This window comes from Halodesulfurarchaeum sp. (genome assembly GCF_036626455.1).
In the GTDB taxonomy this organism is placed as follows: Archaea; Halobacteriota; Halobacteria; order Halobacteriales; family Halobacteriaceae; genus Halodesulfurarchaeum.
Window position 1 is genome coordinate 15,739 of the sequence record NZ_JAZKRK010000010.1, and the last position, 25,791, is coordinate 41,529.

The 25,791-nt window shown below is 57.6% G+C and carries 24 protein-coding genes and 1 pseudogene; 14 read left to right on the forward strand and 11 right to left on the reverse strand.

The features are described from left to right. The first annotated feature begins 534 nt into the window (after window positions 1–534). The 4 genes from V5A26_RS04835 (at window position 535) to V5A26_RS11410 (ending at window position 6,885) form a co-directional block, all read left to right on the forward strand. Entirely contained in the window at window positions 535–978 is a 444-nt protein-coding gene (locus V5A26_RS04835) for an ester cyclase (protein WP_332321551.1), read from the forward strand. A 768-nt stretch (window positions 979–1,746) separates the two neighbouring features. Further along, window positions 1,747–4,470, forward strand: a complete 2,724-nt coding sequence (locus V5A26_RS04840) for a hypothetical protein (protein WP_332322249.1) — start codon at window positions 1,747–1,749, stop codon at window positions 4,468–4,470. 571 nt (window positions 4,471–5,041) lie between these two features. After that, window positions 5,042–6,382, forward strand: a complete 1,341-nt coding sequence (locus tag V5A26_RS04845; protein WP_332321553.1) for a class-III pyridoxal-phosphate-dependent aminotransferase — start codon at window positions 5,042–5,044, stop codon at window positions 6,380–6,382. Window positions 6,383–6,729: 347 nt separating this feature from the next. Then, window positions 6,730–6,885, forward strand: a complete 156-nt coding sequence (locus V5A26_RS11410; protein ID WP_442908751.1) for a DUF7837 family putative zinc-binding protein — start codon at window positions 6,730–6,732, stop codon at window positions 6,883–6,885. A gap of 50 nt (window positions 6,886–6,935) precedes the next feature. On the opposite strand, the pseudogene V5A26_RS04850 reads toward V5A26_RS11410, so the two are convergent. Continuing rightward, window positions 6,936–7,085: pseudogene (locus tag V5A26_RS04850) on the reverse strand (aldo/keto reductase); the annotation flags it as partial. A gap of 128 nt (window positions 7,086–7,213) precedes the next feature. On the opposite strand from V5A26_RS04850, the gene V5A26_RS04855 reads away from it, so the two are divergent. Next, window positions 7,214–8,953, forward strand: a complete 1,740-nt coding sequence (locus tag V5A26_RS04855; RefSeq protein WP_332321554.1) for a hypothetical protein — start codon at window positions 7,214–7,216, stop codon at window positions 8,951–8,953. Window positions 8,954–8,985: 32 nt separating this feature from the next. On the opposite strand, the gene V5A26_RS04860 is transcribed toward V5A26_RS04855, so the two are convergent. Beyond that, complete coding sequence (locus V5A26_RS04860) at window positions 8,986–9,762, reverse strand: formate/nitrite transporter family protein (RefSeq protein WP_442908753.1); 777 nt, start codon at window positions 9,760–9,762, stop codon at window positions 8,986–8,988. A 161-nt stretch (window positions 9,763–9,923) separates the two neighbouring features. On the opposite strand from V5A26_RS04860, the gene V5A26_RS04865 reads away from it, so the two are divergent. The 4 genes from V5A26_RS04865 to V5A26_RS04880 all read left to right on the forward strand — a co-directional run bounded on the left by V5A26_RS04865 (window position 9,924) and on the right by V5A26_RS04880 (window position 12,982). Continuing rightward, window positions 9,924–11,210, forward strand: a complete 1,287-nt coding sequence (locus V5A26_RS04865; RefSeq protein ID WP_332321556.1) for an outer membrane protein assembly factor BamB family protein — start codon at window positions 9,924–9,926, stop codon at window positions 11,208–11,210. Between the two features lies 1 nt (window position 11,211). After that, entirely contained in the window at window positions 11,212–11,838 is a 627-nt protein-coding gene (locus V5A26_RS04870; protein WP_332321557.1) for a hypothetical protein, read from the forward strand. 63 nt (window positions 11,839–11,901) lie between these two features. After that, window positions 11,902–12,144: a hypothetical protein gene (locus V5A26_RS04875; RefSeq protein ID WP_332321558.1), complete on the forward strand. Its 243-nt coding sequence runs from the start codon at window positions 11,902–11,904 to the stop codon at window positions 12,142–12,144. Between the two features lie 94 nt (window positions 12,145–12,238). After that, window positions 12,239–12,982 (forward strand): DUF429 domain-containing protein, encoded by a 744-nt coding sequence (locus V5A26_RS04880; RefSeq protein WP_332321559.1) that lies wholly within the window; start codon window positions 12,239–12,241, stop codon window positions 12,980–12,982. Between the two features lie 11 nt (window positions 12,983–12,993). Here V5A26_RS04880 and sucD read toward each other — a convergent pair whose 3' ends face one another. Together sucD and sucC are read right to left on the reverse strand one after the other, a co-directional pair. Next, the gene (gene sucD, locus V5A26_RS04885; RefSeq protein ID WP_332321560.1) at window positions 12,994–13,863 is read right to left on the reverse strand and encodes a succinate--CoA ligase subunit alpha; all 870 of its coding nucleotides are present in this window, start codon (window positions 13,861–13,863) and stop codon (window positions 12,994–12,996) included. Beyond that, the gene (gene sucC / locus V5A26_RS04890) at window positions 13,860–15,002 is read right to left on the reverse strand and encodes an ADP-forming succinate--CoA ligase subunit beta (RefSeq protein WP_332321561.1); all 1,143 of its coding nucleotides are present in this window, start codon (window positions 15,000–15,002) and stop codon (window positions 13,860–13,862) included. The genes sucD and sucC overlap by 4 nt, the downstream gene beginning before the upstream one ends. Window positions 15,003–15,093: 91 nt before the next feature. Here sucC and V5A26_RS04895 point away from each other — a divergent pair, with 91 nt between their 5' ends. Both V5A26_RS04895 and V5A26_RS04900 read left to right on the forward strand, forming a co-directional pair. Beyond that, a complete protein-coding gene (locus V5A26_RS04895) occupies window positions 15,094–16,050 on the forward strand; it encodes an NADPH:quinone reductase (RefSeq protein ID WP_332322250.1) in 957 nt (318 codons plus the stop codon). A 30-nt stretch (window positions 16,051–16,080) separates the two neighbouring features. Further along, on the forward strand, window positions 16,081–16,788 hold the full coding sequence (locus V5A26_RS04900) for an SDR family oxidoreductase (RefSeq protein WP_332321563.1): 708 nt from the start codon (window positions 16,081–16,083) through the stop codon (window positions 16,786–16,788). A gap of 1 nt (window position 16,789) precedes the next feature. Here V5A26_RS04900 and V5A26_RS04905 read toward each other — a convergent pair whose 3' ends face one another. The 3 genes from V5A26_RS04905 to V5A26_RS04915 are packed head-to-tail and all read right to left on the reverse strand — an operon-like array spanning window position 16,790 to window position 19,556. Beyond that, window positions 16,790–17,257, reverse strand: coding sequence for a universal stress protein (locus tag V5A26_RS04905; protein WP_332321564.1), 468 nt, complete (start codon window positions 17,255–17,257; stop codon window positions 16,790–16,792). A 26-nt stretch (window positions 17,258–17,283) separates the two neighbouring features. Beyond that, window positions 17,284–18,309 (reverse strand): amidohydrolase family protein, encoded by a 1,026-nt coding sequence (locus V5A26_RS04910; protein WP_332321565.1) that lies wholly within the window; start codon window positions 18,307–18,309, stop codon window positions 17,284–17,286. Continuing rightward, window positions 18,306–19,556 (reverse strand): HD domain-containing protein, encoded by a 1,251-nt coding sequence (locus V5A26_RS04915; protein ID WP_332321566.1) that lies wholly within the window; start codon window positions 19,554–19,556, stop codon window positions 18,306–18,308. The genes V5A26_RS04910 and V5A26_RS04915 overlap by 4 nt, the downstream gene beginning before the upstream one ends. Window positions 19,557–19,805: 249 nt before the next feature. Between V5A26_RS04915 and V5A26_RS04920 the strand changes: the two genes are divergently transcribed. The 3 genes from V5A26_RS04920 to asd all read left to right on the forward strand — a co-directional run bounded on the left by V5A26_RS04920 (window position 19,806) and on the right by asd (window position 22,683). Beyond that, window positions 19,806–20,960: an RNA-guided endonuclease InsQ/TnpB family protein gene (locus V5A26_RS04920; protein ID WP_442908767.1), complete on the forward strand. Its 1,155-nt coding sequence runs from the start codon at window positions 19,806–19,808 to the stop codon at window positions 20,958–20,960. A 430-nt stretch (window positions 20,961–21,390) separates the two neighbouring features. After that, window positions 21,391–21,570: a 30S ribosomal protein S17e gene (locus V5A26_RS04925; RefSeq protein WP_332321193.1), complete on the forward strand. Its 180-nt coding sequence runs from the start codon at window positions 21,391–21,393 to the stop codon at window positions 21,568–21,570. A gap of 81 nt (window positions 21,571–21,651) precedes the next feature. Then, window positions 21,652–22,683: an aspartate-semialdehyde dehydrogenase gene (gene asd / locus V5A26_RS04930; RefSeq protein ID WP_332321194.1), complete on the forward strand. Its 1,032-nt coding sequence runs from the start codon at window positions 21,652–21,654 to the stop codon at window positions 22,681–22,683. Here asd and V5A26_RS04935 read toward each other — a convergent pair whose 3' ends face one another. From V5A26_RS04935 to V5A26_RS04950, 4 genes are all read right to left on the reverse strand, one after another. Next, window positions 22,684–23,643 (reverse strand): D-2-hydroxyacid dehydrogenase, encoded by a 960-nt coding sequence (locus V5A26_RS04935; RefSeq protein ID WP_332321195.1) that lies wholly within the window; start codon window positions 23,641–23,643, stop codon window positions 22,684–22,686. It lies immediately after the preceding gene. 410 nt (window positions 23,644–24,053) lie between these two features. After that, entirely contained in the window at window positions 24,054–24,653 is a 600-nt protein-coding gene (locus V5A26_RS04940) for a DUF5789 family protein (RefSeq protein WP_332321196.1), read from the reverse strand. A 62-nt stretch (window positions 24,654–24,715) separates the two neighbouring features. Next, window positions 24,716–25,051: an AzlD domain-containing protein gene (locus V5A26_RS04945; protein ID WP_332321197.1), complete on the reverse strand. Its 336-nt coding sequence runs from the start codon at window positions 25,049–25,051 to the stop codon at window positions 24,716–24,718. Beyond that, window positions 25,048–25,725: an AzlC family ABC transporter permease gene (locus V5A26_RS04950; protein ID WP_332321198.1), complete on the reverse strand. Its 678-nt coding sequence runs from the start codon at window positions 25,723–25,725 to the stop codon at window positions 25,048–25,050. The genes V5A26_RS04945 and V5A26_RS04950 overlap by 4 nt, the downstream gene beginning before the upstream one ends. Window positions 25,726–25,791: the final 66 nt, after the last annotated feature.

Genomic DNA, 25,791 nt, shown 5'->3' on the forward strand with positions numbered 1-25,791 from the left:
CGCTATAAGTCAAAGAGACGTTGAGAGAACAGGTACATATAAATTTTCAAATAACGCGTGCTGAAATCGTGGCGATTAATGAGCACGCTTCGAGGCATTTTGTTCAGAAAATCTGAGATGTCTCGGTGACTTTTCCAACTGCCGTGACTAACGGTTCTGTTTTTGTTTTCTCGTCTTTTTGCTCGTTTTACCTTGGCTGGGTTACCATTTTCTCCTATTGGGAAATGTCAAATCTCCGTATCCTCATTTTCATGGAAATACCAACGCGAAAGATTTGTGCTGTTTCGGTTTTACTTAGCACGGATTTATTGACGGCCAGCTAATAAATTCAGATCCGCGTGCTGAATATAGAGGATGTAGTCAGCAGGAGGTGATCGGCAAGTTTGAGGGCTCGGTGTCAATTCACAATTGGTAGTTCAATCACAAATACACTTCCCTCAGGATCGTTATCTTCAATCCAGATTTGGCCACCGTATTGATCAACAAGCGAGCCATTCCAAACATGTAACTAGTAAGCAAGTCAAAGGTTAACATATGTCCGGGGACGAAACCGACACCAAAGCGATCGTGAAGGAGTACCTGAAGGCGTTCAACGAGCAGGACTACGAGGCCCTCAAAAAAAGGGCGGCCGAGGATATGGTCGAGCACGGAACAGAGGAAGTTCTAGAAGGTATCGACGAGGTGGTCGAGTATCTACAATCCTACTACGAGATGTTCCCAGATTACGCCGGGCAGATGGACGCCATTATGGCCGAGGACGACCTCGTGACTATCAGGTACACGGCCCAGGGAACCCACACCGGGTCGTACAAAGACATCGATCCGACCGGGCAGTACGTGGAGTGGCCTGGGATGGCCATGTATCGAATCGAAGACGACCAGATCGCCGAGGTCTGGGTCGAAGAGGACAGGCTCTCACTTGTCGAGGAACTCAAGAACTTTGACATTTCCGATTATTACTTCGAACTGGGTGGGTGACAGTGTCATTTCGGGATTACAGGTTTTTCAGGGACACACCCTTCGATACACAAACAGAAAGATCGGTTATTTCCTGAATATATGAAAGTAGGTGGCTCGTAAAAGCGTCTCGTCTCCTGAGCTAATGGGGAATTGATGTTTGAGAGCTGAGAACCGACGGGAAATCGAATCACCATCGCGCTCCCCACCTGACTGACTTCGTTCCTCTTTTCGGCCAGCACTCTTTGAGCGGTTCGAGAGAAATCAACTGTGAGTCAGTTTGTTGTGGTAACCAAATGAGCGATATGCGCCTTCTATTCAGCACGGGGATCTGGTGCCTATTCAGATAGTAATCAAAACAGGCTGGAAGATACAGACCTTCTATTCTGCAAGAGTGTAACCAGTACTCTCAATGGTTTAGCGACGATTGAGGTCCATCGTCACGATAATATCATGCGGTACGTTTACCTCGAAACGGAGCGTCCCTGGAGTGATAAATAACAAGTTTGATATGTCACAAGCCGAGCCCGCTACCATGATGCAGACTGTCGAGTTTGGTTTCCCCATGAAGATTATGTTGCCCAAGCTCCGCTATGTATGGATTCTCATCGATAATTCTGAAGCGAATTGTGTCTTCGGCCGTCTCCATTCGGTCGATTAGTTCGGGCCTGGTCCCGAATGACTGCAGATTATCAGTGACCGTTTTGTGCAGCTGACAGAAGACGACCGTTACCAGGGTCATCATACATACATAAATACTAATGGGATCGCGAAAACATTCAATGTAGAATGAAACAACCGTGGTCCGGCCTGATTACCGAACCGGCGGTGTTTTTGGTGGGTCTGATGATCTTGTCGATGGTCGCGGTAGGCGGGGTAGGGGCACAAGAAACAGCGTTTCCGAACGATATTACAATTGAAACCGTAAACAGTGAGGACGCGGGCCAAGTGAACGATGTCGATCTTGGGGGGCCGCGTGAATTTGATGTTACTGTCGGTGGTGTTGAAGAATTCGGGGAACGGTACAGCTGGACTATATTCATTGATGGTGAACGTAACAGTGAAAAGATTGCAGATGATTCGACAATCACGGTTCGTTTCCAACCTGAAGAATTACAAGAATTTGAGGAAGGTTCCGAACATACCGTGGAAATTCGATTGAGTCAACGGGAGAAATCTGTCGCTGCGGAAACGACAGTCCGCTTCCAAAATATTGATGACGGAAGTGGTGAACAGTCCGTGAATCTCCCTGACTCCATTTCAATTGAAACAGTAAACGGACAGGACGCAGGACAAGTGAACAATGTTGAACTTGTCGAAGGTGGTGAGTTTGAAGCGACAATGGGTGGCGTAGAGACATTTGAGGACGGGTACACTTGGAAAGTCTTGATCGATGGAGAAGTCACTCGCGAGACGGAAGCAGTGGATCCGACTGTCCGAATCCTTCTGGACGAGACTATAGAAGAACTAGAAGAGGGGGACACGCACATGCTAGAGATCCAGTTGACTTATCGCGATCAGTCTGTTGCGGCGGACACGCAAGTTCAATTCACCAATCTTGCGGAAGTGAAAAGTGGGAGAGAGGAGTTTGTCACTTCCGAGATGATCGCATTGCAGAGAACACAAGGGGTGCCGGCAGGCGTTCCAGCGGAACCGAAACCAACCCAAAAGGTCACGTTGAACGGTGAATTTGAAGATGGTGTCGAACGGACTAACGTAGAATTATCCGCTAAACTGTTTGGTGAGGGGCGGTTGCCATCTGGGATGGAAGTCACATCGGTTTCTGCAACATCGTCGGCCTGGGAAGTCGATGCAACACCGACCGACGACGGATTCGACTTGCAGATAGCGGGAGACGGCGGGCCTGAATCGGGCGAAATACAGTTAACGATTAATTTTGACGCAACTGGTGTGTACGAAGAAGGGAATGACGTGAACCGAGATATACAGTATTTGATCGAGGACTCGGAAGGAGAAGCAGCAGGGTACATCGATACGTACCTTTGGGAAGTCCCGTTTTACGTTGTTGTCGAGAACCCACAAGGTGAACGACTTACACCGAACACTGAACGTGACAACTGGAAAGATTACTACACTAGGCGTTCGCCTCCGTTTGGCCCTGATATCGACGTGTTTGTCGGCGACGGAAAGCAAGTCACCACCAGCAGATCTCCACCAACTGAAGATGGAGTCTGGACAATGGGTCACCGAACGAATCATTATCTCCGTGTTACCGTCGACGGCTACGCTGATCCTGTAATCCCGTTGGAGGAAATCGACCCAAATAACCACCTCAATTCGGAGAATCCTTACGTTGTCGAACTGTCGGAGGGTGGCGAAGTAGCGGTTACTCTCTCCGATCAAGACGGAGAACCGCTCCCTGATGGATCCCTCGAAGTCACCGACACGAATGACATCAAGTATAATCTACGAGCAGACGATGACGGAGTCGTCAGAGCTCACCTTGCACAAGGGGAGTACACCGGGACGGCATTCGCATACACGGCATTGCCGGAAACCGACATTCAGTTATCAGTGACGGAAGGTGAGCGAACGGAAGCCGGATACAGCCTTGTTGCGCCGGAAGTCGTCTCGGCGGACGTAGAACACATAGGTGGGACGGAACCCGAGATGGATTCGATTAGCGTCGATTCGATTTACTATGAAGGAGCGATGATTATCAGCCTTAAACCTGAGGGGGCTGATCCGATTAGTCGCGACCAAGTTGATGATTTCGGAGTAGATAAAGAACTACACGACATTTCGGAATTGGGTGTTGATGATACCACGGAGTTCCGCATCACACTCGAACTTGATTCCTTCGAGCCGAATAGTCTCTTGTGGGCTGCCAGGGACGCCAATTGGGAAGTCGTTGAGAGTGGAGAAGAGACAACTGTCGTTGAGATAGAGACGAAAGCCACGGAAATTCAGAAAATCGACGAGATACGCGCCGGGTTCGGCGATGCAGATAGCACCAATTGGCCCAGCGAGGAGCAGGACGTGGCCGACGAAGCGTACGATTCGGTTGTGGAATTTTGGTTGTGGGATACTGATCAATTGAGTATAGCCGCCGATTATTTGAGAGGAATGAGTGTGACGACAAATGCACAAGTCTTCAGCCTTCCCGAAATGGAGGAAGGTGAACTCTCAATATACATGGCCGCACCTGGTCGAACCGTTGACGGAACCGACCACTCCGGGTATTACCAGGCCTATCTTCCAGACGAACTTCTCGAAGAGTGGAATGTTGAAGACCCAGAAACCGAGCTTCAAGTGACCTGGGCTGGCGAAGAAGAGGAGTTCGATGTCCAAACAGTCGAAGAAGGGGTCTATCTTGAGATCCAACCCGTTCATTATTCGGATGGTCAGATGAGTGTGAAGTCCCTGACCTACGAGCCCGACATGGGTTCTTCAGGAGGGTTGCTGGGGACGCTTCCATGGTATGTTTTGGGTGTTGTGGTGTTGGTTGTTGTGATCGTCATTGGCGGTGTAATCTTATTGGACAAAGGATAGGTTGCTATGGAAATCGTTTGCCCGCACGATAGATAGGCAAAAGGAAAACTCATGCGCAATTTACGCTATCCGTCCATCAATCCCCCATTTTCGTAATATAATACTCAAATCATTCCCAAAATTCGAGATCTCACTTTTTGTTGAATATGCGTCTTCTATTCAGCACTCATCTATTGGTAACACAGGAGTAGGTTCAGCTCACGGTGCTGAATATACACAATGAGTTCAGCATGGTTCTATTCACAAAATCCGGGTCGGTTCGGACTTCTGAGATGAATGGTAAACCCGCAATGGCTGACAGCAATCTCCCGCTGGGCTCCAATCACAAAGATTGACATCCTCCCCGCCCTGAAGGGTGAGGCTTGCGCTTGAAAATCACGTCACCGGCCATTTCCCGCAGACTGTCCGACTGCAAGGTAAATCGTTCCTGCCAGCAGTTACTCCAGAGTAGTGGCAGACACCCGTAGTGAAACCATATAATACGTGAATATTTGAGTCGTCCCGGTATCGCTGTATCGACTCGTCCGTAAAGTACCGAACCAACTTTCTCATCGGTATTCGAAGCTAGGGTATGCAGCGAGACCGCGTCGAGCCACAGGTAACGGATCTCCCAGGCGATCGGGGGCAGGATGTCGTCGAGTACCACCACGTCCATGCAGCGCCGAGCACCTACGTCTACGAGTTCGTCTGGGATCACTCCGAACCCGCGATCGGACCGTTCTGTACCGACGTCGACGGCAACGTGGTGATGGACTTTACCGCCCACGTCGGTTCGATGCCACTCGGTTACAACAACCCAAAGATTCTCGACCCACTTGCGGAGTTCGATCTGGTTGATCCGCTGAAAATCGCCGGACAGGACTTTTATCTTCCCGCCGCTGAGGTGCTCGAAGACGCGGCCCTCCCCGGCCCGGCGGACCTGATGGACCGGCTGACCGACATCTCCAGCCAGTACGAGATGGATACCGTCTTTCTCTCGAACACCGGTGCGGAGGCCGTCGAGAACGCACTGAAGATCAGCTTCGATCACACTCATGGGAAGTATACCATCACCTTCGAGGGCGGCTTCCACGGGCGAACACTCGGCACGCTTTCCCTGAACCGTTCGAAGGAGATCTACCGCAGACAGTTCCCCGAGATTTCGGGGGTGGAGGACATGCCATTCTGTACCAATGCCTCCTGTACCTCCGAGAGCTGTGAGTGTGGCTTTTTCTTCGACGATACGTCCTCCCTCCGAAAGATGCTCGTCGAGAAATCGGCCTACGTAAACAGCGACGAAGTCGCCGCACTGGTGATAGAACCGATTCAGGGCGAAGGTGGGTACCGCTTCCCGAGCGAGGCATTCATGCAGGAAATCGCGGATATCTGTGATGAAACAGGGATCCCGCTCGTCGTGGACGAGGTCCAGTCAGGGATAGGCCGGACCGGCGAGTGGTGGGCCTCGGATCACTACCCCATCGAACCGGACGTCATTGCGACCGCAAAGTCGGCCCGGGTCGGCGCGACCATCTCCCGCGAAGAGGTGTTCCCCGACGAGGAGAGCCGACTCTCTTCGACCTGGGGTGCCGGCGATATTCTGTCTTCTGCGCAGGCCGTGTTCACGATCGACGCCATCGAGGAGTTCAACCTCCTCGACAACGGGACTGCCCGGGGCCGGCAGATGAAGGAGGAACTGGCCGACGCGGAGCTCCCCGGTGTCACTGATGTTCGGGGAATCGGATTGATGCTCGCAGTCGAATTCGAGAGCACGGAGCTCCGGGATGCAGTGCAGGAAGCGGCATTTTCACGGGGCTTTCTGATTATGGGGTGTGGAACCCGGACGATCCGGATGCTTCCGCCACTGGACGTAACGGAGCGGGAGATCACACTCGGCGCGGAGCTATTGACCGAAAGCGTCGCTGCAGTAAAGTAAAACACTAGTGACCAGTCACTGAGGCACAATTTGTCTGCGTGTGCACATGAGTCCGGTCCTAGATTCAGTTAGGCCTCCTCGAAACACCGCAATGGCCATTTTACCGAGGACCGGGATGTGGCCCTTGTTTTCACCGAGTAACTTTCCTCGGTTCCAAACCCTGCCCCACAATTTTGCTCTGGAAAACTCGCCCGGACCTGTCATCCACTACTTGACCCGCATTTCGGCTGCCGCTGCCGATTTCACTTTCACCGTGCATGGGATACAATTATGGGCCCCTCGCACCTTATCACGTGTAGAGGGCCCCTGGTCCTCGTGTCACACCTCTCCGTTCCCGATTTGAAGGTATGTCAAGTCAAACTTCACGCGTTGGACGATGTCCGCACTGTACCGAATCTCTCGGCCAACACGACGTGCTGATCAGTTACGAACGCGGCGGCAGCACCGAATACTACGCAGAGTGTCCGACCTGTGAGGCTGTTGTCCGCCCGGAACAGTCGTGACCGGATTTCCAACCGTGTCGGACTTGTGACCGGAAATCCCGAACAGGAATGACCCCGAGTTCGATGGCTCGTTCGATGATTTCTCTGCTTTCAGCCTCGTCGAGGACCCAGTCGCGCCAATCACTCGACCCGAAACTCATACAACCCAATCCGATTCGGCTCACCTGGAGGCCCGTGGTACCGAGTGTCGTATATTCCATGCATTGAGGTGGGTGGGGCAGGGCCCTACCTATTTGAGCCGGGGGCAGTTCGGGGTCCGAGGTGTAACAATCGGCAGTGCTCCTCGGGCAGGCGACAGTTTATTCGTCCCCATCCCGTCATGCATATAATGAGCGACTCCCATCCCCCGAAACGAACAGACGAGGGATCGACTGATGACTCGGGCTCCGGTTCGGATGGATCGGCTGTCGCCCTGCATTTTGCCAGGCGATTCGTGCCCTTCGGCGTTCTGTTGCTCTTTGCGTACTTCACTCGACCACTCTGGCATGGGTACGTCTATGGAATGCTGTTTTCACCAGGGATGGCCGTCCTGGGAGGTGGGACGGTACTTGCGGCGGTCATCCTCTGGTTCATGCCGCCCCTGTCGGAGAAAGAGACACCATCTCGGGCCGCCAATCGCGGTTCTGATACTCCTCAATCGGTATTCGAGGTGATTTTCGAGTCCGAGGGCGCCGGAAACCGAAAGGTTCGATTGTTACTTGGCATCGTCGGGGTATTGTTCGTGTTGTCGATTCTTGTCGGGATTCCGTCCGGACTCCTTGAACAACGAACGTTGGCCGAACAGACGATGGTCGAGGCAGATGAGGTCGCGGAATTCCCACAGGCGAACCCGGCGAACCCACGGGTGGTCCCTCGACAGGTGGCAGATATTACGACTCGCGGCTCGGTTTCGTATCGCCAACACCGGCTTGGGCCGAGTGACATTGCCAGGATGGAGAATGGGGCGTTGGCCTGGTCCTATGCGATTCAACCGGATGGCTTTCGGAATATGCTGATCGAGCACCAACGGGGTGTACTCGTCACCGACATGACTCGAATGGATGATCGTCAGATTCAGGTCTACGAGGAAGACTTCAAATTCGGCGAAGGGATGTTGCTCCATCGCTCGGCCGACTGGAACCTCAAGAAGACTGATTACATTGCCAAATACGACGACAGGCCGGTCGAATTCAGCCACGACGGGGACCCGTACATGTACTACCCGAAAACGGGACACGATTGGCATCTGGCCCCCTTCCCGCATACCACACCGAAATGGATCGGCGGGGCACTCGTCCATCCTGACGGGAAGATCGAACATTTGAGCCCCGCGGAGGCCCAGGCACATCCGGTGCTGGAGGGCCAACGGCTCTATCCGGTTACAGTTACCAGAGCTGAGATGGGCTCACTTGGGTTCAGAAACGGGATCATCAACCAATTCTCGATCGTTGGCGCTCACGAGGGTGAGGTCGAGATGGCTCGTCTTCCCTCGGGCGTGGACAACGCCCAGCCGTTCGTGATCGATCTGGAAGGAGAACGAATCTCCTACGTAACCGCACTCGAGCCGTATGGTGAGGACACCAGAGGGCTCGATGAGGTGTGGTTTGTCGACGCGGAAACAGGCGAGTACACGTTCTTCGGGACCGACGCCGAGACGTTGACCGGCCCGGAACGCGCCATGGGAATCGCCCGCTCGTCGGATTCGCGAACGAACTGGGGACAGAACTTCGTCGTCACTGAACCGGTTCCAGTAACGATCGACGGCGAACTGTGGTGGCATATCAAAGTTTCACCGACCGACTTCACTGATGTCACGCGGAACGTGTTCGTCAACGCTGATACCAGTCGCACCCTCGAGATCCGGGATGATGCTGCAGTTCGGTCGTTCATCAACGGAACGGTGTCAGATGACGATCTGCAACCCGTCGACGAGGAAGAGGAGGACAAAGACGTCATCTATTACGTCCTCATTACTGACGAGGAGGGGAACGTGGTCGAACGGATTCCAGTCGAACGCGGCCAGAATACACAGATTGTCGACCCCGCAGCCGAGGAGGCCCAGGGGAACGAGACGACGGTTACCGGCTAAGGTAATTCACAAACCTGAAGCCTGCATGCTCCCTATTGGGCGCCACGAACGACGTGGCCATATTTGAGGACGGCCACGAATATCGCACCCCCGACCGCATTGCCAATTGTTGCCAGTATCTGGAAGGCTAGATAATCCGCGAGCGTTATTGCTGGCGACATGAACAACCCGAAAAGAACCTCAACGTTCCCGGCGATCGAGTGTGGGAGATGGAGGATGCCGATCGTGGCGGCGACGATCCAGATGATGACGATTCGACTCATCGTTTCCTGGGCGGCGGTGATCAGCCAGGCCATAAGCCCCATCAACCAGCCAGCGAAGATGCCGGCAATGAACAGCCAGGACAGGTCGTGACTGACGAGTTTGTAGGCGATCGTTTCGAACGCTTCCGGAGAAACTACACCCAACCCTGGCATCAGGAGGACGGCAAGGAAGGTAAAAACGGCTCCGCCCACCAGGTTACCGGCGTACACCAGTCCCCACAGGCGTCCCAGTTGCCCGAACGAGGCCTGGCCATCCAGAACCGGGATCACCGCAAGGGTGGTGTGCTCGGTAAACAGTTCCGAGCGACCCAGAATGACGAACAGAAACCCCACCGAATACGCGGTAGCCAACAGGATTTCAGTCGAGAGGTCCCCGAAGGTTCCTTCGGACAACGTCAGTAAAACCGCCATCAACAGGGGTCCAAAGCCGATGTCGAGCCCGGCCGAAAAGCCCGAGAGTAGCAGTCCTGACCGTTCGCGTTCCATCTCGTGTAATCCGCTCTCGATGAGCGAATCGAGCACGTCCCCTGAGGGCATTTGCTCCATATGGGCCAGTGTTTCGGAGTCGGAGTCGCTCACGAGTAATTCCGTTCGTACTATTTTCCCGAACGGTCTCAAACCTTTGCATCGGGACCGAGATTCGAAGTGTCAAGTCGGGATTGAACCCTCCAATACCTATTTGCAGGCTGCTCCGAAACTGATTAGTCATGAATCGCTCTCGCCGGGATTTCCTCTCGAGTGTTGCTGGAATGGCGTCTGTGGGCGGCCTCATTGGGCTTGCCGGGTGTTCCTCTTCGTGTCCGGATTCGGGCCGACCGAGTGCAGACGAAACCCTCTCGTTTGACGAGGAACCGATCGGTGGCTTTGATACTGTTCCGGCGGGAACCTGGCCGACGGAAACCGGCGATGCGGCGAACACGGGCTTTGCGACCGGTCAATTGCCCGAGAGCGACCTCGCCGTCAGGTGGCGGACACAACTCGACATTCCGACGGAGGACGGTGTTGGCGTTGACGCAAGTGCACCAGTCGTTGGTTCAGACCGGGTGTTTGTGGCGGATCCGGAGGGTGTCCATGCGCTCTCGCTCCGCACGGGCGTCCTCGATTGGGTGAGTGGGCCACATTCCGTGACTGAAACCGAGCGCTATGGAACCTATCGGCCCGAAACCATCGCTCCGCGAATCGGACCCGAGGGCCGGGTTTTCGTCGGCCTCGAGTCGGGGCTTGTGGCCCTCGACCGGACAGACGGCACAGTTCTCTGGGAAGCGCGGGACTTCTCCGCGGTGGCTCCACCCACGATTATTGATGGAACCGTGATCGCACAGGGCGAACGCTCTGTCCGGGCCTTCCAATTGGATGGGACCGAACGGTGGGAGGTCGCCGCTTCTCGTGGGACCGGCCGGCGCCAACCGGCTGCCGGAAGCAACACGGTCGTGGTGCGGAGTGACAGGGGCCTTCGAGCATATAACATCGAAACCGGTGACCGGCGCTGGACCCGTTCGTTCAGAGCCGAGTCCGCTCCGGTCATCGATGGAGCGACCTGTTTTGTCGGCACGGATGACGGGCTCGCGTTACTCGATCTGAGTGACGGAACGGACCGGTTTTCGTACTCTCGGGGAGAGTATATGCAATTCCAGTCGCTTGTCCTCACTCCGGAAACGGTCTACGTCGTCGAACAACCCCCGGAAGCCGGGGCCGCTTCCTTTGCACTCTCACGAACAGACACTGGAGTGGAACCGCGTTGGTGCTCGTATATCGGTGACGGGACAGTCAACGCCGCGACCGAGGACTGGGCTCTTGGCCTCCTTTCGCTGGACGAGGGACCCGGCTCGGAACGGAGCGTGGCCGCCTTTTCGGCAAATGTGGGTTCAGTCCCCTGGGGTATCACAAGCGGAAGCCGATCTGACACCTGGTTGAATCCGCCAGCAGTTCTGGACGGTGTCCTCGTACTGACGACCAGAGGCGGCCAAACGCTTGCGGTTTCGGGAGGTGACTGACGTGTTCGAACAGTGGCGTCGGCTGACGGCGGGCTGCAGTCTCCTTGGAGGGGTCTTGTATGTCGTCTCGAGGATCCCCCCTGCCTGGTATGGGTATGCCCATGGGGATTCCTACGTGTTCAACCCGGCGGTATTCAGTCCGATCTGGATCGAACGGGAATTGATGCCCATGCTTGCTTTGGTTGGAACGATCGGACTTATCTGTGGCCTCGGAGCACTTGTGTACCGGGATTGGGCAGCGAACCGGGTCTTCAGGGTGGCTGGTGTGCTTTCGATCGTGGGCGCTAGCTCGTTGATCGCTGGCCTCTATGGCCCCGAACTGCTTGCCCCGGCGAATACACAGGTCGGTCCGGTATCGGGGCTTGCTGGACTGGCTCTCGCGCTCTGGGGCGTGTTATTGCTACTCGTTGGCGGGCCAATACTGGCGTATTCGTATGTCAAAGCTGACCGGGACCGACTTGGCTGGTCCTTGGTGGGATTCGTGCCGGCGGGAGTGATTTTGAGCGCGTTAGTCCCGGGTGGGTTCGGGCAACTCATCAGTACGGTCCCGCTTCTTGTTCTTGCCGGAGTCATGGCTTGGGAGTTGGAGATCAAGCGAGCAATCACCGTCGACGAGTCGGGTTCATAAGTTATCGAGAAGCGATGGGTAACCACGCCAAAGGGATTAAATAGCTCACTCAGGTATGCTATTATGGTTACTTTCATGACGACTTACTACGACTACGTTCTCGGCTTCATTCCACTCGTTCTGGTGGGTTTCGGTGCTGGATTGCACGCCTTTGGCATGCCTATTGAGATCGCTGTCGCAATCGGTGGACTCCTTGCACTTACCCTGATGGGTCACGCACTCTTTGTCAACGCCCCAGTCGATCGAACCACTGGCTCCCCGGAGTCCGAACAGAGCGACTCGACGACGGTTTCATTCTCGGATTGAAACCGTGCTCGGTTGCTCCGAACCGAGTGCGCCCAGTTCAGTCCGTTCGACCCACGATCCCGATTGCTAAGTGACTCGGCGACACACCAACCCCATGGCGAATGCCGTCGGCGTCGACTGGGCCGGAAACGGGTGGGTTGCAGCGAGTATCGAGGCTGAATCGACAGCGGTTGAGTTTTTCCCCACGATACTGAACCTCTGGCGCCGCCACCGGGACGCTGACCTCGTATTAATCGATATTCCGATCGGACTGCGCGAGTCGGGAAAGCGGGCCTGTGACCTCGCCGTCAAGGATGCATTGGGCGGCCAACGACACGGGAGTGTTTTCCTTACCCCTACCCGTGAGGCCATCTACGCGCCAAACATTGAAGCGGCCAAAGCCCGGCAAGACCCGGCCGAATTTAGCGTCCAGAACCAGGTCTGGGCGATCGTGCCACGGATTCGGGAACTCGACGGTTTTCTTCACGAATTCGCCGCCCAAATCGGGACCGATCAGATCCTCGAGGCCCATCCGGAGCTGTGTTTTGCCGGGTTCAACGGTGGCACACCGATCGAGGCCTCGAAGTCCACCGAAGCGGGTCGCGACGCTCGCTTGGCCGTTCTCAAATCTGTCGATCCGCATCTGGTCGAGGCCTACGAAGCGGGTGTCGACCGACTTACCGAACCGTCGTATGCCCCGATGATCGGTGCTTCGAAAACAGATGACATCGTGGATGCACTCGTCTTAGCCGCGACGGCTGCACACGGTGCTGACCAATTGACTCGACTCTCGGCCAAAGCAGAACGGGACCCGGTTCTCGACCGGCCGATCGAAATCGTGTATTTTCAGGCTGAGTGAGTATACCTGCTTCAGTCGAGGTCTGCAACCAGCGACGCTATTTCAGTGGGCGTCTCGCCTACTGGTGCCCCAGCGGCTTCCAGGGCTTCGATTTTGCTTTCGGCCGTTCCCGTGCCAGAGCCGGACACGATAGCCCCGGCGTGGCCCATCCGTGTCCCTGTCGGTGCCGTTCGACCGGCAATGAACCCGACTACAGGCGTGTCCATCTCTTGTTCGATGAAGGCCGCTGCAGCCTCCTCGTCCTCGCCGCCGATTTCGCCGATCAGGACGACAGCGTCGGTTTCCGGATCGCGTTCGAAGGCTGAGAGGACCGATTGGAAGTCCGTGCCGACGATAGGGTCCCCACCGATCCCGACTGCGGTCGACTGCCCCAACCCTTCGGCGGTCAGGTTCTCAACTACCTGGTAGGTCAAGGTCCCCGACCGCGAAACGACGCCGACTGACCCCGGCTCGAAGATGTTTCCGGGCAAAATCCCGAGTTTACTTTCACCAGGTGTAATGACTCCTGGGCAGTTCGGACCGACCAGTTGGGTCCGGACTTCTTGAATGCGTTTGTAAACCTTGGAAACGTCCTGGACCGGAATGCCTTCAGTGATCGCAACCACCAAGTCGAGGGGTGTATCCAGGGCCTCGAACAACGCGTCGCCGGCAAAGGCTGGCGGAACGAAGACCACCGAGGCGTCCGCGTCTTCTACCTCGACGGCTTCTTCGACACTGTCGTAGACCGGGACGCCGGCAGTCGTTTGTCCACCACGACCTGGTACCGCCCCGGCCACCACGTTCGTCCCGTACTCGATCATTTGCTCAGTGTGAAAGCCCCCCTGGGAGCCGGTGATCCCCTGGACAACCACTCTCGTGTCCTCGTCGACGAAAATGCTCATTGGCCACCTCCAGCGGAGAGATCAACAGCCCGTTTGACTGCCCTTTCGAAGGTCTCCTCTGTGTGGACGGCGGTGGTCAATTGATCGCGGCCCCTGGGGGCGTTCGTGCCCGCCAGCCTGACCACGATCGGATTTGGGACCGTATCGTAATCTGCGAGCGCCTGGTTGATTCCCGCCGCAACCTCGTCACCCCGAGTGATGCCGCCGAAGATGTTGATCAGGACCACCTCGACGCTCGGATCCGAAAAGACCACGTCGAGAGCCGCCCCGACGCGTTCGGCGTCAGCACCGCCACCAACGTCGAGGAAATTCGCCGGCGAGCCACCGTAGTATTCGATAAGATCGAGTGTCGTCATCACTAACCCGGCCCCGTTCCCGATGACACCGACTGACCCGGAGAGCCGGACGTATTCGAACTCCGCGTCGGCGGCCAGGGATTCGACCCCCTCTCCAGTCGCTTCAGCGTCCATATCGGCCAGCTCAGGCTGTCTGAAGAGGGCATCGTCGTCGATATTCAGGACGGCATCGGCTGCGATCACCTCGTCCGATTCGGTGACCATGAGCGGGTTGATTTCGGCGTCCGTGGCGTCCTGAGACTCCCAGACAGTATAGAGGGTTTGGAGGACCTCGGCGACCTCTGAGGCGACTGCATCAGGGATATCGACGCGGTAGACGACGTTCCGGGCCTGGTAGGGGTGCAGACCAAACGCGGGGTCGACGTGTTCTCGGCTGATCGCGGCCGGGCTCTCAGCAGCCACGGTCTCGATATCGACTCCGCCTTTGGCTGAGGCCATGATGACCGGCTTCCCTTCTCCACGGTCCATCGTGACGCCCACATACAATTCCTGGAGTGGGTCGATTGCTGCTTCGATCAGGACGATATCAACGGTGTACCCGTCGAGTTCCATGTCGAGAATCTCCGCTGTGGCCGCTTCGAGTTCCGATTCCGATTCGACGATGGCGATACCTCCAGCATTGCCACGGCCCCCGACCGGGACTTGGGCCTTTACGGCGACTGGAAATCCCAGCTCCCGGGCCGCTTCGAGGGCCGATTCAAGGTCAGCAACTGGCGTGGAGGGCGGGGTCGGAATCCCGGCCGCAGCGAAGCGTTCCTTGGCCCGGTACTCGTGGATGCGCATGCCCAAAATGGGGGCGGGAGCGCGCTTAAACCCCCGCCATCGGGCCGATTCGAGCTGTGCATTTATCGGGCCAGCGACCTATTCGTTTCGTATGCGGGCTGTTCGCTATCACGAATACGGCGACACGGAGGTTCTCGCGGTTGAGACGGTAGATCGGCCGGAACCCCGTGCGGACGAACTTCTCGTCGAAGTCCACGCGGCCGCGGTCAACCCAGTTGATACGTATTTCCGCACCGGGGAGTATACCCCGGCTGGGCTGCCGATGATTCCTGGTGCCGACCTTGCAGGGACGGTGACAGCGGTCGGGCCGGGGGTCCAGTCACTCGAGCCTGGCGACCGGGTATTCGGAACTGGACTCGGTCGGAATCGCCAGGGAACCTACGCCGAGTACGCCGTTGGACCGGAAGACAATCTTGCGAAACTGCCTGATGGGGTCTCCTTTCAAGAGGCGGCGGCAGTCGCTCTCGTCGGTGTCACCAGTTGGCGGGCTCTCATGGATCACGGCGGGCTTGCATTGGGCGATACCTGTCTCGTCCATGGAGGGTCCGGAGGCGTGGGCCATGTGGCTGTCCAACTCGCAGCAGCAGCCGGGGCTAAGGTGATCGCGACGGCTCGACCCGAGTATCAGGCCCGGCTTGCGGACCTCGGGACAGACCTCACGTTTGATTATCGCCGCGAAGACCTTGCAGAAGCCGTGATCGATGCTGGCCGACCGGATGTCATTCTTGACCACCGGCTCGACGACTATCTCCAGTTCGATGCGACAGTGGGACATGTCGGCACCCGGGTCGTCGGCATCGGCAATACGAACCCAGCAGCCGGGTTCGAGGACGTAGCAGCGGCCCGGGCGAAGGATCTCCAACTCGTGTTGATGAGTATGTTCAACACACCCAGCTATCGGCCAATCCTCTCTCAACTCGCCACCCGTATGGACGCGGGTGACCTGCAGCCCGAAATTGCCCGGACGTATGATTTGGCGGATGCAGCTGCCGCCCAGCGGGCGGTGCTCGACGACCAATTCCTCGGCAAGCTGGTCGTCGAACCGTGAGTATAACTTTGGTACGCGGTAACATTTCGTATGGACGTCACCTTCGACTTTTCGGATCGCGTCGCGCTGGTAACTGGAGTTTCCGGCAGCCTGGGGAGCCACGTCGCCGAGGCGTTTCTCGAGGCTGGCGCAACTGTGGCCGGCACCGACCGTCGGCCACCATCAGAGACCGATTCGGGCCTCTCAGCGGCGGCTATTGACTTCTACCAGGCGGATCTCACCGAGGAGTCGGCCGTCGAGTCCCTCGTTGAAGATGTCATCGAGGATCATGGACGAATCGATTTCCTGTTGAACATCGCCGGTACCTGGGCCGGCGGTGATCCCATCGAAGAGACCCCCCTCGAGACGTTCGAAATGGTTTTTGATGTCAACCTGAAGACGATGTTTTTGACCTCGAAACACGCGCTTTCCCACCTGAAAGAAACCGAGGGCGCGATTGTCAACGTCAGCGCGAAGGCTTCACTGTCCGGCGGCGACGGAGACGGCCCCTATCGGGCGTCGAAAGCCGCTGTTCGCTTGTTGACCGAAACAATCGCCGAGGAGCAATTAGGGACTGTCAGGGCCAATGCGGTGATGCCGAGTGTGATCGATACGCCCGCCAATCGGGAGATGATCCCCAACGGGGACGTTGAGAAGTGGGTCGATCCCGCAGATATCGCACGGACGATGCTGGCACTCTGTAGTGACGCTACCGGTCCGACCAGTGGGGCCGCACTACCGGTGTTCGGCGAGGTGTGATTCACTCAGGCATCGCCGTCAAATCCGACTCTTCGCCTGCCTGAACGGTCATCACTGGTACCGGAGCCGAGCGGACGACCCGTTCGGCGACGCTTCCAAGAAGCAGTCGGTCCAACCCTCCACGACCATGCGTTCCCATGACGATGAGATCGCCGTCTTCTTCGGTTGCGTATTCTACGACCCGTTGGCTGGGCCGTCCTTCGAGACGGAGCCGTTCAACTGGGACCTCACGAGCTTCGCAGGCTGCCTCGACTATGTCGAGGGCTTCTTGGCCCTCCCGTTCCAGTGCCTGGGAGACCCCTTCCCAGGACCCCTCCGTGGGCACACCCGAGAAACTCGCGATGTTTACCACATAAAGGGCGTGAATCGTCGCGTCGTGAACGGTCGCGAGTTTGATGGCGTGGTCGATAGCCGGCCGGCTCGACGCTGATCCGTCCGTGGGAACGACGATCCGGTCGTATAGACCCATGTTACCGAATTACACTGTTTGGGTCTTTAATTGTTCGCCGGGAGCTGGACGTGTTTGATGTCGTCTCTACCGGCTCGGCGGACAATCGCTCGAACCGGATCTCTGGCGCCAACGAGATTATCGGATTCGCCGTCGAGGACGACGAGTCTCGCCGGTTCACCCTCCTCAATGATGCCACCCTGTTGTCCGGCAACTTCCGTTCCGGCTCGTGTCGCCATGTCAAGGACCTCGGGGTCGGTAAGCTCACAGCACTTCGCGACGAACTCCATTTCCCGAAACATCGAGGGACTGTTGAGCATGACGTTGTCCGTCCCCAGCGCGACTGTCGTGTATTTTCGTAGGTCCGAAATCGAGGGTAAGCCAACCTCGGTGACGAGATTTGACCGTGGAGAGACGACGATCGGGATGTCCATGTCCGCGACTCGTTCGAGGTGCGCTGATTCGGCATATACCATATGGACCAAATGGTCCGGTTCGAGATCGAGCGCTGCATCGATGTCCGAGGCGTCCCGCTCTCCGGCGTGAATGGCGAAGGGCTTGCCAGCGTCCTGGGCGGCCGCTCGTGAAGCAGCGAAGTCCCCGTCATTTGCTCCGCTCGCCCCGAACCCGTCCGCGACATCCAGTACTGTAGGATCTCCTCGACCGAATGCAACGGGTTTGATATCCAGTCCCGCCACCGCTTCGTGGAGTGCAGCCACCCCCGCAATTCCTTCCTCGCGGAAATCGACGAACGTCGCTGTTCCGCCCGATTGCATGAAGGAAAGTGATCGGCGCATAGCTGCAATCTGGTCCTCGCGACTCGATTCGGCGAGCAACTGGTGTTTGAGCCCATCCGGCGGAGCGACGAGTGATTTGAGGCTGAGCTCACGACCTGCCTCCTTTGCGATCGAATCACCAACATGGGTATGGGCGTTGACGAAGGCGGGGAAGACGATGTCCTCGCTTTCGACTGGCGTCGCTTCGACCGCGACGATTTCCCCGTCTTCGACGACGACGCGGCCCTCGAGTGACCGGAAATCCGCCCCGGTGACGATCTGTCCCTCGATGATCATTCTGTCCCACCCTCGAAATCCGCCAGTGACGTGTACCGACCGGGCGAGTCGGTTTCGGCAATTCGACCACCCTCGATTTCGAGCCCGAGTTCGCGTTCCGCGGCTTGACCGACCGATTCGGTGTGTGCCGACGGACAGTACACCCCCAGGCGCCACTGTTCGAGTTGCGCTCGCTCGAGTGCGGAGACGAGCGTTGATTGGTCGGTCAGTTCACGGATTTCGCCGTTCACCGTGACCTTGGTGGTTGATTCTCGCATTGCTGGTGGGCCCTGAACGTCCAGAAGAACCATGTCGGCCCCGATCCCTGCAGCCTGGGCGATGTTGGCTTCGGTATCTCGAATCGCTTCCGGATCGGCTTCGAGCAACGCGTTTGCACGGTCACGGCCGACGTCGCCGTATTCGGCCCAAATGGCACGCTTGTAGAGCCGACGGTCTGCGAGTCGCTCGGCCAGCGGCGCAGCCGCCTCGACATCCCGAAGCGCGACCCGCAGGGCTGGATCGTCCATTCGGGCGACCGACGCAGCATCGGCCGCTCCGGATTCGAGCAGTCGCACCGTGGCCCGCTGGAGCATCGCCTTGCTTATTCTGGTGACATGGTGATTGTAGACAGTTGGATTCATCAGCGCGCGTGCGACCAGCAAACTCTCTGCGGTCTGGACGTTTCCCTCTCCGAGGACCAGATCCCCATCGACGAACTGGAGTGCCCGGAGCAGCCGTTCGATGTCGATCGTCCCGTAGGGCACCCCGGTGTGGTGAGCGTCTCTGAGGAGGTAGTCCATCCGGTCGACGTCGAGTTCACCTGCGAGGAGTTGCCCCAGTCGCCCCCTCCCGGCGATCAGTGCGGCAACCCGGTCCGGATCGACGTCGTGGGCGTCGAGAACGGCGGCGACCGGCCCCTCTTCGATCAGGTGGGACATGTCGTCGTGATAGCGGTTTGTGTGTCGATACAGCAGTTCTTCGATGCTATGGCTGAACGGTGTATGGCCGATATCGTGGAGGAGGGCTGCCGCTCGAACCGTCCGGGCGTCATCCCCTCGAACCTCGAGCTGTTCGAGCGCCCGTGTGGCCAACTCGTGGACGCCGAGGCTGTGTTCGAACCGGGTATGATTCGCTGAAGGATAGACGAGGGAAGCGGTCCCGAGTTGGTTCACCCGCCTGAGACGCTGGACCGACGGGGTTTCGAGCAGCGCCGCGCCGACCCCCTGGACCTCGATGTGGTCGTGGACGCTGTCCTTGATGGTAGTCATTGAATCCAGTTTGGTCGGGTTCGCACAAAAACTCGGGGTTGGGCAGTCGGCAGCACAAGTGATCTCCGGGGCCGGCCTTTCGGGGACTATCTTCCTTCGAGAAGAGAATCCCGTCCTTCAGGACGGGAGTGAATCCGACAACGCGGACACAAACTACCGTCGATGGCAGTCTGGATATTCTCCGTTGATCCACACCATTAAGTAGGGGTCTGCGATGGCCTCGATTCGCTCGGCGATTCCGCCTCGAAAATCTGGAACGTCGCACGCTGGACAGGCGACCGCATCTGGGACGCAACCGGCGAAATCCCAGATGATGGCGTTTTGAAGGGGTACATGAAGAACCGCGAGTGCTGGAAAGACTTGAACGCTCAATCCAGTCAGAAAGTCATCGAAGAACTTTCCGGCGCTTTCCAGTCGTGGTTCGACCTGCGACAGAAAGACCCGGAGGCGAATCCACCTGGCTACCGCAAACACGGCGATAAACGCCCGAAGAGTACGGTCACGTTCAAAGAAGACGGCTTCGAGCACGACCCCGAAAACAACCGCGTCAGACTCTCGAAAGGCTCGAACCTCAAAGAGTACTGGTCGGACTTCCTTCTTTGCGAGTACCAAACTCGCCCGGACGTTGACCTCTCGGACGTCAACCGGGTGCAGACCGTTCGCGCTGTCTGGACCGGTGAGGAGTGGGAACTGCACTTCGTCTGCAAAGTCGAACTCGAAACGACCGATGCAGTAGGCGACGAAGTGGTGGGCATCGACCTTGGTATCACGAATATCGCCACAGTCGCGTTCCCCGACGAATACGTTCTGTACCCCGGCAACACGCTCAAGCAGGACAGGCACTACTTCACCCGCGCAGAGTACGATACCGAGGGGGAGAACGGCCCGTCTGAGAAGTCGATGTGGGCGCGGAAGAAACTCACTGACCGCGAAACCCACTTCTACCACACACTTACGGACACCATCATCACAGAGTGTGTCGAACGTGGTGTCAGCACGCTGGCGGTGAGTTGGCCGGAAGACGTTCGGGAGTCCGATTGGGGGAAAACTGGGAACAAGAAATTACACTCGTGGGCGTTCGACCGGATCTACCTGTACCTTGCCTACAAGGGGGAGAGACGTGGGGTCGAGGTCCTCAAGGAGAACGAGTGGGACACGAGTAAGACCTGCTCACGGTGTGGCGACGAGACGAGCTCGAACCGTGTCGAACGTGGTCTGTACGTCTGCTCGGCGTGTGGAATGGTAGCCAACGCGGATTGCAACGGGGCGGAGAACATGCGCCAGAAGATAACTCCGAGTCCTCACGGCGAGGATAGGAGTAACGGCTGTGTGGCACAGCCATCGGTACACCTGTTTGACCGCGAGAGCGGGACCTTTCGCACGAGAGAACAGGCGGTATCGTAAACCGGCAAATATCCCACCTGCAGGACGGGAAGCCGCACCCTTCAGGGCGCGGAGGATGTCACACCGACGGTTCTCGCCGATGGGGCCAGGAAGCCGAACCGACCACCAATCAACCGGGGGTCGTCACGGTAGCCGAGGAACCCGGCCGCAGTCAGAAGCCCCAATATTTCCAAGACGAGGCCCGGACTGCTGGGCGGAAGCTATTGCAGTGGACAGTTATCGGTGGTTCCGGAGTTTCTGCACATAGTGGAATCCGAGACGCTCTTCGAATACCTGAAATACGGGGCAGACGAGCTCAGCGTCGGTCGCAAGCGATGACCCAGCAGTTCTGAAACGAGTTCAGTCTGCACTTACCGAACTGCGGTAACAGTTCGCTGCTCGCTTGGACCGGAACGAATGGTTTTAACCTGACCGGCCGGTACACCGCGGTATGGCCATCAAGCCCGACTACGTCAAAAAGACTGGTACGATCCTTCTCGAACGGTATCCCGAAGCATTTCAGGCTGATGACTTCGAGCATAACAAGGAAAGCGTTACCGAGCTCACAGATATCGAGTCCAAGGGCGTCCGCAACCGAATCGCTGGGTATGTTACCCACAAACTCAACTAAGCCGTCTATTGGCTGGAGTTGATGCCCGACAAATAGTACCCGCATCAGAAGGGCTTAGGGATGGCATCCCCAATCCCGAATATGACTCAGGTCGGTATTCTCGGGGCGACAGGTGCCGTCGGACAGCGGTTCATTCAGCTTTTGACGGATCATCCGGATTTCGACATTGGGGTTTTGACAGCGAGTGCTGACAGTGCCGGTGACTCGTATCGGTCAGCCGCGAAATGGCAGGTCGATACACCGATCCCGGAATCCGTGGCTGATCAGACCGTCCGGCGAACGGATCCCGAGGCGGTTCCTGATGACGTCGATCTTCTCTTTTCCTCGCTGCCATCGGATGTGGCTGCGACGGTGGAACCGGAATTCCTCGATGCGGGATACGTCGTCTCCTCGAACTCGTCGAATGAACGACAGGCCCCAGATGTGCCACTCGTCATCCCGGAGGTCAATCCGGAGCATCTCGACCTTCTGGCTGAACAACAGGATCGTCGCGGCTGGGACGGTGCACTGGTCAAAAATCCCAATTGCTCGACCATCACAATGGTCCCGGCACTTGCAGCACTCAGGGAGTTCGAGATTGAACGGGTCCACGTCGCGACTCTCCAGGCCGTTTCAGGTGCCGGCTACTCAGGGGTCTCCTCGATGGAAATCATCGACAACGCACTTCCCCATATCGGGGGCGAGGAGGGGAAGATGGAACACGAATCCCGGAAGCTTCTCGGGGAGTACACCGATGCAACGATCGATTGGCTTGACGCCGACGTCACGGCCTCGTGCAATCGGATTCCGACGATCGACGGCCATCTGGAAAACGTCTTCGTCGAGTTCGGCTCTGACCCCTCGGTCGGGGATGTCGAATCGGCTCTCGCATCGGCCGAATCTGCGGCGCTCCCCTCGGCACCGGACCCACTCATTACGGTCTTCTCGGACCCCGATCGACCCCAACCCCGGCTTGATCGAATGGTCGGTGACGGGATGGGTATCGCCGTCGGTGGCATCCAGGAGACGGCAACGGGTGTCCAGTTCAACGTCTTAGCGCATAACACGATTCGGGGGGCCGCTGGGGCCAGTATTCTCAACGGTGAACTGCTGGCCGCCAGGGGCTGGCTGTAGTTACAGGATCTGATTGTGAAGGTCTTCGAAGCCGCCGTTGTCTCGTGCTTGTTCGACGTTTTCGGCTAAAATGTCGGCTCGACGCTCCCAGTAGTTCGGCGTAAAACCGGCGTTGTGAGGTGTGAGAATGACGTTGTCCATATCCCAGAGGACGTGGTCTCTTGGAAGTGGCTCCGGGTCAGTCACGTCGAGGACGGCCCCCCGAATCCCGTTTCGCTGGAGTGAGTGGACAAGCGGGTCTGTTTTAATGATTTTGCCCCGTGCGATGTTTACTACCACCGCGTTCGGCGGCATTGTGGAGAGTGCGTCAGCGTCGATGAGCCCCGCTGTCGTTTCCGTAAAGGGGGTTGCGATCACGACGTAGTCGCTCCGTGCGAAGGCATCGTACCGACTGCGTTCGTCGAGGGCTCCGATCTCGTCGGCTGGGCCACCTTTATCGGGGGTGTTACGGAGGCCGATCGTGTGCACGCCGAACGGTTCGAGCCGTTCGAGAACTGCCTGCCCGATGGCCCCCATGCCGACGACGGTCACTGTACTGCCCTTCAGTTCGCGGGTCTCGAAGGCCCGCCACTCGCGGCGCTCCTTGCGTCGCCAGGCGGTGGGGAACCCGCGGGCGAACGCAAGAATGCCACCGAGCACATACTCGGCGATGTTGGGCCCGTGAACGCCTGAGCCATTTGTCACGGCAATCCCGCGGTCGGCAAGCGCGTCGAGTGGGAGATGTTCGGTTCCGGAATAGATACAGGCGAACAATTCGAGATTCGAGGGTTCTTCGAGGGCGGTCTCATCGATGTCCGGGCCGGTTGCGATCTGCGCCGAGGCCAGTAACTTCTCATTTTCAGTGGGTGTTCGGGCAACTTCGATCTCCGTGTCGGGAAGTCGCTCGGAGAGCACGTCAGCATAGGACTCGGCGTCCAGTCCCTGCAACTGTTGTCTGAGCACGGCGATGTCCACAGTCACAGGTGAGAATACGACGAGTGCGGTAAAGAAACCCGGCCCCCGTTGCGGACAGCCTTTTCACCGAAGCCACCTTAGTCCGATTCGCGTGCCTCAGTCCCCATCCGAGCTCGCCCATAAGGGCGCGATGACCGGTGGAGAACCCAGGCACGCTATAGACACGCCCGGCACGAGGGTTACCCGACCGACGCGGCACGCCGCCAGGGATGACGTCGGGAGTTAGTGTTCCGGGCGATATTTTGTGACACAGAGACTCGTATCGAACATGCACGTCGCCTGTGGCTCCGTTCAGTCCTGGTCGGAGAGCAGATGGACCGTCCGTAATCACAGATCACCTCGGCCTCAAGGGGCTGGGTGCAAAATACAAGCTGGTCAGAAATCTTTGGACAAAAACACGTTGTGGCTCAACCGACTCAGATGTCGAGCCACTCGTCGTTTCGGATCTCGTAGCCAGTGTCCCGACAGTATTTCCCGGCTCGGCGTCGAATCTCTCGCGACCCGGGTAATGTCCCGTTCTCCTGGAGTTCCGAAATGACCCAATCTGTTACCACATTCATTCCACCGTCTTCGTAGACCGCATCGATCTCAAGAAGCTTTCTGAACGTCTTCTCGTAGGCCGTTCGCTTCGAGCCCGATAATGTCGTGTCTGGCACTGCGTCGGTGGCTTCGACGATCCGCTTTATCGCTTTGGCAACGGTCGGTCGCTGGACCTGCACTCGAACGTTTGTTGGGTCTTCGAACGTCTCGCTGTCTGTGGTCGGAACCAGTTCCGACACGCTGTAACTCTCATCACCGACGTCGAGTTCCCGATGCCCGAGCGAGGACACGATTTCGGTTCCAGTGGCTGGGAACTCTAATTCTTCCAGAGCGGTTTCGAAGAAGGCGAGTTCCCCTTCGTCGATCGCCGGCTCCGGATCGTCCATTTGCTCGAGTTCGGCCGCGATCGCATGTTCCCGTTGCCGACGATTTGCGTTGCGCGCCTGTTTCTCTCGGCCCCGCTTGTCGTCCGGCATGATTCATACTTACAACGTCGGGGCTATAGGCCTATTGGACGCCTAAAGCGGGAACCACCCGGTCAGAGGATGAAAAATCGCAGCACCCACAGGGCTCCCATCCCGGCCACGAGGGTCGCAAGGACGTTTTCCGTTCGCCAGGCCACGGTGCCAGCGGCAAGCCCCGCGAGGAGTTTGTCCACTTCGGGACTGCCACTGGCGCCGACGGTCACAAACGCCGGAAACACGAGCCCCGCGAGGACGGCGGCCGGAACGTATCGGAGCAGCGTCTTTACACGCGGTGGGATCGCTTCAAGTTCGCCGAACAGCGCGATGAAGGACACCCGAATCGCGAATGTGAGCAGCCCGATAGCGATGATCGCGACCCAGAGGAGCGGGTCCCCGAAACTGGTCGTCATGGTCTCACCCGTTCGGCGATGGCTCCGGCGAGCACGCCGGCGGTGGCACCTACGGGGAGGCCGAGGTTCAGTGGCAAGCCAGCACCCAGCACTGCCCCACCGCCGCCAACCGCCGCCGCGACGAGTGTTTCCCGGTCCTCAACCGCTGGGACCAACAGTGCGAGGAAGACAATTGGGACGGTAAATTCGAGTCCCCACGAGGGTGGCACACTTGCACCCAAGACGACGCCGGCGACGGTCATCACCTGCCAGACGATCCAGATTGGAACGGCTACCCCGAGATAGTACGACCGTTTCTCGACCGGTTCCTCCGTTTCGAATCGGGCGATTGAAAGCGCGTAGGCCTGATCGGTGAGGATGTAGGCAAGGGCACCCTTCCACTTCGCTTTGAAATCGCGGAAGTGTGGCGCGATCGAGGCCGAGTACATCAGCATTCGCAGATTTATGATGGCAGCGGTGACGACGATAACGACCAGCGGGGCGTCGGTTCTGATGAGTTCGAGGGCGGCGAGTTGGGCGGCCCCGGCAAAGACGATCACGGACATCCCGACTGCAAGCTCGAGGTCCAAACCGGCATTGACAGCTGCGACCCCGGTCACGAGGCCGAAGGGGGCGATTCCGAGGAGCAGTGGCGCAACGTCCCGGAAGCCACGCCATAGGTCTTTGCTGTCCATTCGGTCTATCGGGGGTCTGTGTGGGAGGCCCAAGACCGTTTCCTCTCGCCGGAAGGGTCCAATCCG

Bases quoted from the DNA above. Each gene is read 5' to 3' on its own strand.
- V5A26_RS11410 (WP_442908751.1), top strand. From the start codon at position 6,730: ATGTCAAGTCAAACTTCACGCGTTGGACGATGTCCGCACTGTACCGAA.
- V5A26_RS04835 (WP_332321551.1), top strand. From the start codon at position 535: ATGTCCGGGGACGAAACCGACACCAAAGCGATCGTGAAGGAGTACCTG.
- V5A26_RS04910 (WP_332321565.1), bottom strand. From the start codon at position 18,309: ATGATCATCGAGGGACAGATCGTCACCGGGGCGGATTTCCGGTCACTC.
- V5A26_RS04895 (WP_332322250.1), top strand. From the start codon at position 15,094: ATGCGGGCTGTTCGCTATCACGAATACGGCGACACGGAGGTTCTCGCG.
- V5A26_RS04950 (WP_332321198.1), bottom strand. From the start codon at position 25,725: ATGGACAGCAAAGACCTATGGCGTGGCTTCCGGGACGTTGCGCCACTG.
- V5A26_RS04915 (WP_332321566.1), bottom strand. From the start codon at position 19,556: ATGACTACCATCAAGGACAGCGTCCACGACCACATCGAGGTCCAGGGG.
- V5A26_RS04880 (WP_332321559.1), top strand. From the start codon at position 12,239: ATGGCGAATGCCGTCGGCGTCGACTGGGCCGGAAACGGGTGGGTTGCA.
- V5A26_RS04855 (WP_332321554.1), top strand. From the start codon at position 7,214: ATGAGCGACTCCCATCCCCCGAAACGAACAGACGAGGGATCGACTGAT.
- sucD (WP_332321560.1), bottom strand. From the start codon at position 13,863: ATGAGCATTTTCGTCGACGAGGACACGAGAGTGGTTGTCCAGGGGATC.
- V5A26_RS04905 (WP_332321564.1), bottom strand. From the start codon at position 17,257: ATGGGTCTATACGACCGGATCGTCGTTCCCACGGACGGATCAGCGTCG.
- V5A26_RS04945 (WP_332321197.1), bottom strand. From the start codon at position 25,051: ATGACGACCAGTTTCGGGGACCCGCTCCTCTGGGTCGCGATCATCGCT.
- V5A26_RS04940 (WP_332321196.1), bottom strand. From the start codon at position 24,653: ATGCCGGACGACAAGCGGGGCCGAGAGAAACAGGCGCGCAACGCAAAT.
- asd (WP_332321194.1), top strand. From the start codon at position 21,652: ATGACTCAGGTCGGTATTCTCGGGGCGACAGGTGCCGTCGGACAGCGG.
- V5A26_RS04845 (WP_332321553.1), top strand. From the start codon at position 5,042: ATGCAGCGAGACCGCGTCGAGCCACAGGTAACGGATCTCCCAGGCGAT.
- V5A26_RS04865 (WP_332321556.1), top strand. From the start codon at position 9,924: ATGAATCGCTCTCGCCGGGATTTCCTCTCGAGTGTTGCTGGAATGGCG.
- sucC (WP_332321561.1), bottom strand. From the start codon at position 15,002: ATGCGCATCCACGAGTACCGGGCCAAGGAACGCTTCGCTGCGGCCGGG.
- V5A26_RS04875 (WP_332321558.1), top strand. From the start codon at position 11,902: ATGGTTACTTTCATGACGACTTACTACGACTACGTTCTCGGCTTCATT.
- V5A26_RS04860 (WP_442908753.1), bottom strand. From the start codon at position 9,762: ATGGAGCAAATGCCCTCAGGGGACGTGCTCGATTCGCTCATCGAGAGC.
- V5A26_RS04840 (WP_332322249.1), top strand. From the start codon at position 1,747: ATGAAACAACCGTGGTCCGGCCTGATTACCGAACCGGCGGTGTTTTTG.
- V5A26_RS04925 (WP_332321193.1), top strand. From the start codon at position 21,391: ATGGCCATCAAGCCCGACTACGTCAAAAAGACTGGTACGATCCTTCTC.
- V5A26_RS04900 (WP_332321563.1), top strand. From the start codon at position 16,081: ATGGACGTCACCTTCGACTTTTCGGATCGCGTCGCGCTGGTAACTGGA.